The organism is Arthrobacter sp. NPDC093128 (assembly GCF_040683875.1).
GTDB lineage: Bacteria > Actinomycetota > Actinomycetes > Actinomycetales > Micrococcaceae > Arthrobacter.
In genome coordinates this window covers 321,967-332,651 of sequence record NZ_JBFBEY010000004.1, presented here as the reverse complement: position 1 = coordinate 332,651, position 10,685 = coordinate 321,967, and the positions used below count along the sequence as shown (strand labels likewise).

The window sequence follows — 10,685 nt, the reverse complement described above, 5'->3', positions numbered from 1 at the left end:
GGCTGCACCACTACAATCACCACAGGCCCCACACCGCAATCGGAGGCCACCCGCCCATCAGCCGATTAACCAACCTGCCTGGGCAGTACAGCTAGTACGCCCGCTTAGGCGACGGCCGGCACCCGGGCCGCTGCCGCCGTCGTACTTTCCGCGCCGACAAACGAAAGCAACACCTCCACCAGGTGCGGCGCGAAGTCGCCGTCGAGCTCCAGCACCACCCGGCAGCGGGCGCCGGGCTGCTGCGGGTAGTCCATGTACCGTCCGCGGAGGTCGCAGATGGTCTGGCCGCGGCCGGGACCGTCGGTGGTGTCGACGTCGACCGTCACCACCGGGGCCACCGCAGCACTGACGCCGCCCACCGCGAGGGCCGCGGCGAGGGGGTCGTGCATCGCCGAGCAGGCCCGGCCGAACTGGCTCTCGTAGAAGCGGAAGTAATAGCCCAGCATGTCGCCGAGGGCCTGCGGGACCGGATGGCCGGCGGCGAGCAGTTCCTGCCGGTGGCTTTCCTCGAGCACATTGGACATCGTGACGTCCAGCGGCACCAGGGTCACGTCCCAATCGGCGGCGAGGACGTCCGCCGCGGCTTCGGGGTCGTTGGCGATGTTGGCCTCGGCCACGGCGGTGATGTTCCCGGGGGCGAACGCGGCGCCGCCCATGATGGTGATGTCCTGCACCAGGCGCGGCAGCTCGGGGTCCAGACGCAGCGCTTCGGCGATGTTGGTGAGCGGTCCGACGGCCAGGATCCGCAGCTGGCCGGGGTGCTCGTGGGCGAGCCGGACCAGCATTTCGGCGGCGGTTCCGGGCATCAGCTCGGCGTCGGCCGGCTCCAGCGAGACTTCGCCGATCCCGTTGGCGCCGTGGACGTGCGGGGCACCACCGTGGAAGGTGCCGGCCTGCGGGTCGTGGGCTCCGAGCGCGACGGGAATGTGGGCGTGCCCGGCGAGCTGGAGCAGGTCCAGGGTGTTCCGGGCGCCGACGGCGGCACTGACGTTGCCGCTCACGGTCCCGATCCCCCGCACATCCGCCTGCGGCGAGGCGAGCAGATAGGCCAGGGCGAGGGCGTCATCGATCCCGGTGTCGCAGTCGAGGTAGAACGGGTGGCTGATGGGCGTGGTCATTGGGTGGTTCTCGTTTCGTTGATGCTGGGTTTGGGTGGGTGGTCAGAGGGATTCGCCCTTGGGGGCGGCGACGAAGAGGCTGACGATGAACGCGGCCGCGGTGATGGCCACGGAGATCCAGAGCGCGGTGGTGTAGCCGGCGGACGTCGCCTGGGCGGCGAACGGTGCCACGAGTACGACGCCGAGGCTCGCGCCGATGCCGAAGGAGGCGCCGTTGATGCCGGGCAGGGCCGCGGGTGCTTCCTTGGGTGAGAGCAGGACGGAGAGCCCGTTGATGGCGGTGAGGAAGAGTCCGTTGTAGAAGATGCCGAGGGCGGCGACGGCGATCAGGACGGCCACTTGGTTGTCGGAGAACGTGGCCGCGGTGATGGCGCAGACGAGGCTCAGCCCGGTTCCGGCCCGGAGGGTTTTGATCCAGCCGCGGCGATCGGCCAGCCAGCCGGCGAGGGGTGCGGCGAAGACGCCGATCAGCGCTGCGGGGGTCAGGAACAGCAGTGCCGAAAGGGAGGCGCTGAGTCCGAAGCCGTGGTGGGTGTCCTGGCCGAGCAGCACCACTGTGAAGTTGATGATGGCGAAGATGCCGGCGAGGGTCAGGACGGTGGTGGCGATGACGGGCCAGACCTGGCGGGAGCGCAGGTGGGGGACGGCGATGAGCGGGTGGCTGCGTTTCTTCTCGATCATCCAGAAGGCGGCGAAGGACGCGACGGTGCCGGCCAGGAGGGCCAGGGTGTTCGGCGCGGTCCAGCCGGCGGCCGAGCCTCCGGAGACGAAGTAGGTGATGAAGACCAGGAACACGGACAGGGATCCTGCGCCCCACCAGTCCATGGCGCCGCGTACTCCCTGGGGACGTCCGCTCGGGACGGTTTTGATGATGCAGGCGGCGGCTATGGCCGTCAGGACGAGGACGACGACGAAGATGGACCGGAAGCCGAGGGTTTCTGCCATGAGGCCGCCGACGTAGCCGTCCACGCCGCCGACGCCTCCGTTGATGGCCGCGATAATGCCCACGGAGGTGCCGAAGAGGCGGGCGTGCAGGTTCTCGCTGAGGACAATGTAAGCGAGGGCGAAGACGGCGCTGGAAACGCCCTGGAGGAACCTGCCGGTGACGAGCAGGGGCAGCGTCGGGGCCGCGATGCAGAGGAGGGTTCCGGCGCCCATAATGCCGAGGACCAGCAGCAGCGCGGCGCGGCGGCCGATGAAGTCGCTCCAGCGTCCGATGACGGGTCCGGCGATGGCGCCGGCGAGGAAGAACATGGACTGGACGGGAGCTGCACTCTCCGCGCCCAGGCCGAAGGAGGCGGCGATCTGCGGCAGTGCTGGGGTGACCATGCTGGCGTTGAGCTGGAAGGACAGCACGCCGAGCAGCAGGGTGGAGATCAGCAGGGCGGCGCGGCGCCCGGCAATCTTTGGCTCCCCCTCGGCGATCTGTGGCGGCGACGTGGTGACTGAAGTTGGGGTATTCACATCAAACTCCTTTGTTCTAAAGGGCTGTCCTGCCCTTGGCATGTGAGTTGTTATACAACCATGTATGACGCACAAGTACAACCATGACGTACACTATTTTCTAATCCACCCGCCTTGGCTTCACCCGATAGGACTTCCCATGAGCATTCGACTTCCTGCCGTCACCGTCGTCGGCAGCATCAACATCGACATCATCGCCACCACGGACAGGCTCCCCACCGCCGGGGAGACCATCGGCGATGGTGTCCTGCACCAGCAGCCGGGCGGCAAGGGAGCCAACCAGGCCGTGGCCGCAGCGCGCCTGGGCGGGAGCGCGAGGATGATCGGAGCCGTGGGCGATGACGCCTCCGGCCGCCTGATGCTGGCGTCCCTTTCTGGCGCGGGAGTGGACGCCACTGATGTGGCAGTGCTCCACGGCGACGCGACGGGTACCGCGCTGATCGTGGTGGACCGCGACGGCGAAAACCAGATCGTGGTCTGCCCCGGGGCAAACTCCAGGTTCTCTTTGGAGGGCGTGGAGTTCGGGCCGGAAGAGACGGTGCTGTGCCAGCTCGAAGTCGGCCTGCCGGTGGTACTGGAAGCGGCAAGGCGCTCCTCCGGTTTCTTCGTCCTGAACGCGGCCCCGGCCATGGACCTACCGGCGGACCTGCTGGAGCGCTGCGACCTGGTGATTGTCAACGAGACCGAGTACGAGCTGATCCCGGCGTTGGCAGAAGCGAAGCTCGTCGCGGTGACGTACGGGAAGGACGGGTCGGCGATGTTCGAGCACGGGCACCGGGTGGCAGAGGCTCCCGCTTCGGCAGTGACAGTGGCGAACACCATCGGCGCGGGCGACGCATTTTGCGCGGCTCTGGTGCTGGCGCTGCGGGTGGGGCTTTCCTATGCCCGGGCGCTGGCCGTGGCTAACGCCGTCGGGGCGGATGCGGTGGGCGACCCCTCTTCCCAGCCCGCGCTTGCTCTGCTGGAGGAGTACGTTGCTCGGACAGCCGGAGCCGGAGTTGCTGGACGGTGAACCTGGTTTTTAGGCCGGCAATGCCCGCCGACTATTCAGCACTCCGGAGAATCACCCGGGAGGCGTACCTCCACGCCGGGCATTTCACCGCCGACCACCCGTACATGCGCGTGCTGGAGAACGTAGAACACCGGGCGGAGCATGCTGAGGTGTGGGTGGCCGAGGCCTCCGGCGCGGTGGTCGCGGCGGTGACATTTACCTTTGCAGGGCAGCTGTACAGCGAGATCGCGATTGAGAATGAGCTCGAGTTCCGGATGCTCGCGGTTGATCCGGCCGTTCAAGGCGGCGGGGTTGGGCGCGCCGTTGTCCGTCGGGTGATCGAGCACGCCCAGTCGCTGCCCGCGATCAGTGCGATCAGCATTACGAGTGCGACGTTTATGGAACGGGCACATTTTCTCTATGAATCCCTGGGCTTCCAGCGGGTTCCGGCCCGTGACTGGTACGTTCCCGGCGAAGATGTGCTTCTTTGGGTATTTCGGCTGGAACTGTAGATCGGTGGTTGAGCTTGTCGAAACCGCGCCCGTCTAGGCCGGTGGTTGAGCCTGCCGAAACCCAAAGGGCAGGGCCGGCCGGCCCGCACCCATGGAGGGGCCATGGCGCTGGGTGCGCACCCGGAGGCGTCCCCGCGGCAGCGCACCGGCGAGGCGTTTGAGCAGAAGCATGCCATCGCCCGCTGGGCGGCGTCCGTGATCCGGTCTGGGGAGGACATCCTGCTCATGCCGGCTCCACGGTAGGTGCGCTGGCCCATGAGCTGCGCGGCTTCGAAAAGCTGTCCGTGACGACGCCGGGCATCCACACCATGCAGGAGCTGTCCGATTCCGAGAGCATCGAGGCGGACTGCCTGGGCGGCCGGCTGCGAAGCCTGAGTCAGAGCTTCGTGGGGCCGCTGGCCGAGGCGGCCCTGGATCGGATGAGCTTTGACCGCGTGTTCCTCGGTGCCGACGCCGTCACGGCCAAGGACGGCATCTGCGAGGCCGGCCACGCCCAGACCCGGCTCAAGGAACTCATGGCCCGGCGCGTCAACAATGTCTACACCCTGGCGGACTCCTCCAAGCTAGGCCTATGCCTTTCCACGCCTGGGCGCGCCTCGCGCTCGCCTGGACTCTGGTAACGGACGACGGCGCCGACTTGGCCCAAGTGCAGAAGTTCCGGAATGCGGGGGTAGAGGTTTGGCGGAGGTCGGCTGATATGAGTTGAGTTAGTCCTTCACAAACGCCTCCGGAGCTGTCAGGACGGGATGTATCAGATTCTTTTGGGGATCAGGCATTATTCCGCGGGATCCCCCGATCCTTTCGACGGGGTTATGTCTTTTGAGTCAGCCACGGTTATGAATTGCCTGTTGTGGTGGCTGTCGATGTCGGCAAGACAGTGGTCGCGTTGTCGGTTACTGATGCCGGCCGGCACCGTCTGTTGGGTCCGGTGGACTTCGAGATGACAAGGCGCGGCCTGGAGGGGATTCTCGGTCTGATCAGGAGCAGGCTTGCCGGGGTCGATGTCCCTGTGAAAGTCGGCATCGAGTCCGCCGGGCACTTCCACCGCCCGCTGCTGATGCCGCCGTCCGCATGGCCTGCAGGCTGGCAGGTGCTAGGGGTGAATCCGGCGCACGTGGCCGAGCAGTGCAGGGTCCAGGGACGCCGGCGCGTCAAAACCACGCCTTGGATCTGGAGGCGATCACCGGCTGGTGTTGAGCGGCCGTGGCATCCCGGTCACAGCACCAGAGGCCGTGATCGGTGAGCTTGGCGCGTGAGCGGCGCACCGGACCCGCAGGGTCTCCTGGCGCGAAACCGCGACGAAGAATCAGCTGCTGGGCCAGCTCGACCGGGCCTTCCCCGGGCTGACGCTGGTCCTGCCGGATGTGCTGGGCACTAAGGTCGGCCGGCTGGTGGTGGCCGAATTTGCCGACCCGAAACGGCTGGCTGCGCTGGGCGCTGGCCGGTTCATCCGGTTGGCGGCCGCGCGTGGGTTGGCGGCGCAACGGACCCTGGTCGAGCGGCTTGTCGACGATACCCGCGACGCGCTGACCTCTACGACGCCATGCTCAGAGATGGATCCTTCTACGAACCACGAACACCCTCAGCAGTTTGACCAAAACCATAGAGGCACCCCCGTCGACAAAGTCTTGCAGCTGACTACAACCAAGGACTCGTCTGCGGGCCCTCGGTGGTCCTGATGGATTTGGGGGCACGTGGAGTCAGACTCCCCGAGACATCGCCGGAAGGCAGCAGCCGAGGTGGTTTCCTAGGAATCCTGCGTTTCAGCCAGCGCAGTATTCGGCACTCCTCTGGCTGACCGGACTCTTCTGGATTTCGGACCCGACGCACGACCGGCAGCTGCACCTCGAACTTTCCGCCGCCCATTCAACCCCTTTCTATGCTGCCGCGACTTCGGCGAATTGCGGCACATAGCAAAATGCCCCGTCCCTTCACGTGTCCACGTCGACAACCGAACATTTTTCTCGCATACAGCCCGCTTGTTATGTGTTACATAGGATGTAACACAACAAGATCACGATTACACTTGACCTTTCACAAGATAGGGCCGATATTGGATGTGGGAGTACCGTTTGAAGAGGAGTGTCGTGGACCGCAGCTATAGACCTGTCCGACTCCTCTTGAGCGCTCAGATGATCCGGACCATGGACAGCGTCATCGCTTCAGGCATTGGCGATTTCCAGTCCAGGGACGAGTTGGCAGAAGAAGCTTTGGCTTCCTACATCCTGGAGCTGAAGGACTTGGAATCAATCGCCCTTCCGGCACGCACGCCGGAGCCCGGTCCGAAGATTTCCTCATTTCGGGAAGAAGCACGCAGAGGCTCGTCGCGGGGACTGGCTCCGGCATTGTCTTCAATTGAGACTCCGACAGAGGGTTATGTAGGGCACAGCGAGCCGGTCCATCTTGACGACAGTCCCCTGCTGGGCTTGCATAATCGTGATTGGCCGTCCTTTTGGGCTCTCGGACGACTCGCTTTGCGGGCCCATGAAGGGTCCGTGGACTTCCGAACCTTTTTACAAGAAACCACAGAAGACGCTCGGCGCCTGGCAGAAGAACTTAGGCTGGCTTTGGGTGACGCGAGCAAGGCAGCCACCCAGATGCTGCCGACCAACTCTGAGAAGAAGCAATCCTCTGACGCCGGCTTCCAGAACTTCGCAATCGGTTCCGTGTCTAATAAGCCGACCCCGCACGGGCTCCACAAAGTTGGCGGCCCCCTCCCCCTTTGGAAAGCAGTGTCGTTTTCCAAAATAGGGGTCAACACACATATTGCGGTTACAGCAGCCGGGTGGGAGCTTCTAAGAATCGTGCAGAAGCTCCCACCAGAGCCACCGCACCACCCCGAGGTCGCTAGGAGCTTCTTGAAGTATCTCCAAGCCAATGCCCCCGTCGACTGGTGGGGATTCAGCATGACGGTCCAAGAGGTCTCCAAGACACCCACCCGCGACGCGCTGCTCGCGCGCATGGAATCAGCCAGGGACTGGAGTCAGTCAATAGCCGCTTCAGCGACCCAGGGTTACATTGCGCGGTGCCGTGAATGGGGGCTCGTGGAGCGGAAACTCATCGACGGAACTTACAAATTGACCACATTCGGAGAGGAACTACTCAACAATGTCTAAGAATGCCGCCTTCCCGAAATGGAAATTTGTCGAGCACCATCCCGAGGCAAAATCCCGGAATCCGCTTCAATCTGAACTACTCAACCAGGAATCTTTCCAGCCAGCGGACGCGCTAGTCCGGGAGAGCATTCAAAACTCGCTCGATGCAAAGCGACCCGACTCCGATAAAGTGACGGTGCGAATCTACGTCTCCGGAGATTTCGGTGCGCTTTCTAGCGACGACGTCGGTACATATTTCCAAGACTTTTGGACACATATAGAACAGTGTGAGAACGGTGGACAAGTGGCCTCTTCGCTGGTGTCAGGCCCATGCCGCTTCGTCGTCATCGAGGATTTTGGCACCGTCGGGCTCACGGGAGATGTCGGGGTCGCTCGTGTTCCGGACGGAGTACCCAACAACTATTACTACTTTCTGCGAGCGGAGGGAATGTCGCAAAAAGGGTCATCAAACTTGGGCCGCTGGGGCGTCGGGAAGTATGTTTTCCCGAAGTCCAGCGGAGTGAACGCGTTCTTCGCTTACACGAAGCGCTTCGACGACAGCGGTCCTGCCTTGCTGGTGGGCCAATCGGTCCTCATGAATCACAGTCTGGACGGCAAGGATTTTGACCCGGATGGATGGTGGGCAAAGCCTGGGAACGGCATCCAGATGCCGTTCACCGATCCCGGATTCATTCAGGAAGTCTCTACAACGTGGAATGTCTCTAGGATCGACGAAACCGGTCTCAGTATTGTCATCCCCTACGTCGATGAATACCTTACTGGAAGAGACTTCGTTAAGGCAGTCATCCGTGCATACTTCGGGGCGATCCTAACCGGCCACTTGGACGTCAACGTAGAAGACCCAAGTGATTCCAGCGTCATCAACCTCACGAACAGCAACGTACTTGAGCTTGCAGAGGAATATTTTGAAGGCGAAGAACGCGAAAGGATCGTAAGCGACATCCAGCTCGTCGCAACCAAGGATTCCATTCCAGAGGATTGCAGGTTCACTACCAATCTCGTCGCCGCGCGCCCGGACAGGGGCTGGTCTTCCAGCACGATCGACGGCGAAATGGCCGCTCAGATCAAACAGAAACTGGAATCCGGGCGGGCTATTAGGGTCACTGTGCCTGTCGAGCTAAGGCTCAAGCCTTCTAGTACGGGGACCGAAGACGTCTCTATAGAGTCAGCTTTTGATGTTCTCCTACAAGAGAATGAGGCGCTACGCCAGAAGCCCCTTTACATGCGAGCCGGAATCATAATCCCCGAAGCGTCACGCTCCGCAATTTCCGGGATCCGTGCTATTTGCACTGTCGAGGAAGCTGCGTTGGTAAAGATGCTTGGCGATGCCGAGAACCCTGCCCACACTACTTGGACCGCGAACGACCGGATCAGGGCGCGATACGTTCGTGGAGGCGACGTTCTCACAATAGTAAAGACAGCGCCACACGAGATTTACCGTCTCGTCTTGGATGCCGCAATGGAGGAACAGCGTGTCATCTTCGCCGACATCTTCTCGGTCCCCCTCGCCGAGGAGGAGAACCCGAGGACGGTGCCATTGCCATCCGGCCGCAAAAAACCGGGCGGAAAACCCACTCCGGGCGGCGAGGGATCACCGTCCGGGATCGTCGCATTGACAAGAATCGAGCGTGAGGACGGTGGCGGTTTCTCCGTCCTTCCGAATGAACGGGGGCGCACGGCGGATCTGAAGCGCGTGGACGTTTCCGTAGGCTACGAGACTCGCCGCGGCGATGCGCTCGCCAAGTGGCGAAAAGAAGACTTTGATCTCGCAAATCTCAATCTCACGATCTTGGGCGGAAAAGTTGAGAAACAAAGCGGCAATTTCCTGACCGCCAGCGTTAACGACGTAGCGACGTTCAGACTCACTATTCTAGGTTTTGACGTCAACCGAGATCTGCACATCCGCGCTAGGGGGCACTCAAAGTAATGGTCACGCTCAACTACACTGGCAGGCGCGAAATAGATCGATCGAAGGTTCAGATTCGTGTCCGCCAGGACAATGACAAGGTTCTCCTCGACGTTCTTTCGCTCGGCTTGGAAGATCTCGATGTCCCCGCCACGGCGGAAGTAACCGTAGAAGCCTACCGTCAAACATCAAAGGAACGGGTCAGCTGCGGGACAGTTGGAGAGCCCCAACGTCCACAGGACGTCCATCTTGCGGCCTTCGACGTGACCGACAACCTGCAACTGCGCGTCCGGGTCGTCGGCATGGAAGGCAACTCACACGGCAAGGTATTAGCCGTCGCGGATCGTCTGAGAAGCACTACTGAACAAGACAGTAGTTCCGAACCTCTACTCCGGCTACAACGTACGGAGCTGGGGGACCTGATATGGAAATTCGACCTAGATACAGGACCTATTCTTTGCGTAAACAAGAGGCTGCAAAAGCATGACGAAATCGTCCATTCGCCATTGTTCAAGACACTCGTTCTCCCGGAATTTTTTCGACGAGTGGCGATCTGGGTCGCGAATAACATTGATGATTCGGCAGATCCCAACTCAACGCTCAGCCATTGGCTCATCTACTTCACCAGAATTGGTGTGGACCTGGATCTTCTCCACGAGATGGACAGAGACGATAGCTTCGACGACACGGTAGGTACGTGGGCGGCAGACGCGGCGTCGATATTTGCCTCCAAGATCGACGCTCTCGACTTACTAAACAGCTCCAAACCGTTCGGAAGTGATGATTAATGAGCGAAATCCGACGATTCAATGCTGCCGGCTTGAGTGCTGCACGCGACCTGCTGCAGCAAATGCAGGGAGGAGCGACAACGGACATCGACGCACTTCTTTCAAGCCCCCACTACACCCACCTCATCTCGAAGAATATCGACTATGAAGTGCGCCCGTTTTCCGATCGCCAGGAAGCTGCGGAGTTTTTCCATCTGCTCCTGGAACCGCTGACGGAGGATCACCCAGCTCTGGAATACGACGACGGGTTGTGGACTTGGCTCTCCCTAAAATGGATCGACATCTTGGCACCGGTCGACCCAAAGAGCGGTGTGCGAATGATCCGTCGTGCCGACCGTTACATACTCAGGCCCAACGACTATCAAACCTACTACAGGCACTACCTCTCCGGACCATACCGAATTTACAAAGCGCACCTTGACGATATCGCGAGCGTGCGTGCAGTCTTAGCAAACCCTGTCAACCAACCGGGCGAGGTCGTAGAGCAACTCGCATCAAAACAGGACATCATTAGCAACCGAACGCTGATGGGAGTTGCCACGCGCCTCTATGTGGACCCGAATACGAACAACTTGAAAACAGGTTCAAGAAGTAAAGGTGGTGGGTCGCCGCGTCGACTAGCAGACGTCTTGTACCAGCTCGATCAAACTTGGGACACAGGGGCCATGTCAGCTGACGAGGTTATCAGTCTCCTCCCGAAGGAGTTTGACCGCTTCAAAGCGAGCTGAAAGCCCTCCCGTTCCGTGCATGAATCTCGCCACCATTCGATGTACTTTGTGAAACGGCAAGT

The 10,685-nt window shown here is 61.7% G+C and carries 9 protein-coding genes and 1 pseudogene; 8 read left to right on the top strand and 2 right to left on the bottom strand.

Annotated features, from left to right (window positions below):
* Positions 1-104: 104 nt before the first annotated feature.
* Positions 105-1,118 (bottom strand): nucleoside hydrolase, encoded by a 1,014-nt coding sequence (locus AB0N24_RS07245; RefSeq protein ID WP_364122372.1) that lies wholly within the window; start codon positions 1,116-1,118, stop codon positions 105-107.
* A 42-nt stretch (positions 1,119-1,160) separates the two neighbouring features.
* The gene (locus AB0N24_RS07240; RefSeq protein WP_364122370.1) at positions 1,161-2,582 is read right to left on the bottom strand and encodes an MFS transporter; all 1,422 of its coding nucleotides are present in this window, start codon (positions 2,580-2,582) and stop codon (positions 1,161-1,163) included.
* A gap of 139 nt (positions 2,583-2,721) precedes the next feature.
* On the opposite strand from AB0N24_RS07240, the gene AB0N24_RS07235 reads away from it, so the two are divergent.
* From AB0N24_RS07235 to AB0N24_RS07200, 8 genes and pseudogenes are all read left to right on the top strand, one after another.
* Positions 2,722-3,594, top strand: coding sequence for a ribokinase (locus AB0N24_RS07235; RefSeq protein ID WP_364122368.1), 873 nt, complete (start codon positions 2,722-2,724; stop codon positions 3,592-3,594).
* Between the two features lie 20 nt (positions 3,595-3,614).
* Complete coding sequence (locus AB0N24_RS07230) at positions 3,615-4,085, top strand: GNAT family N-acetyltransferase (protein ID WP_364122366.1); 471 nt, start codon at positions 3,615-3,617, stop codon at positions 4,083-4,085.
* A 66-nt stretch (positions 4,086-4,151) separates the two neighbouring features.
* A pseudogene (locus AB0N24_RS07225) lies at positions 4,152-4,791 on the top strand (DeoR/GlpR family DNA-binding transcription regulator); the annotation flags it as partial.
* A 144-nt stretch (positions 4,792-4,935) separates the two neighbouring features.
* Complete coding sequence (locus AB0N24_RS07220; RefSeq protein ID WP_364122399.1) at positions 4,936-5,328, top strand: transposase; 393 nt, start codon at positions 4,936-4,938, stop codon at positions 5,326-5,328.
* 901 nt (positions 5,329-6,229) lie between these two features.
* Positions 6,230-7,201 carry a hypothetical protein gene (locus AB0N24_RS07215; protein WP_364122364.1) on the top strand — a complete coding sequence of 324 codons (972 nt, stop codon included), beginning with the start codon at positions 6,230-6,232 and terminating at the stop codon, positions 7,199-7,201.
* On the top strand, positions 7,194-9,128 hold the full coding sequence (locus AB0N24_RS07210) for a hypothetical protein (RefSeq protein ID WP_364122362.1): 1,935 nt from the start codon (positions 7,194-7,196) through the stop codon (positions 9,126-9,128). Before AB0N24_RS07215 ends, AB0N24_RS07210 begins: the two co-directional genes overlap by 8 nt.
* Complete coding sequence (locus tag AB0N24_RS07205; protein ID WP_364122360.1) at positions 9,128-9,895, top strand: hypothetical protein; 768 nt, start codon at positions 9,128-9,130, stop codon at positions 9,893-9,895. The genes AB0N24_RS07210 and AB0N24_RS07205 overlap by 1 nt, the downstream gene beginning before the upstream one ends.
* Entirely contained in the window at positions 9,895-10,623 is a 729-nt protein-coding gene (locus AB0N24_RS07200) for a hypothetical protein (protein ID WP_364122358.1), read from the top strand. Before AB0N24_RS07205 ends, AB0N24_RS07200 begins: the two co-directional genes overlap by 1 nt.
* The last annotated feature ends 62 nt before the right edge of the window (positions 10,624-10,685 follow it).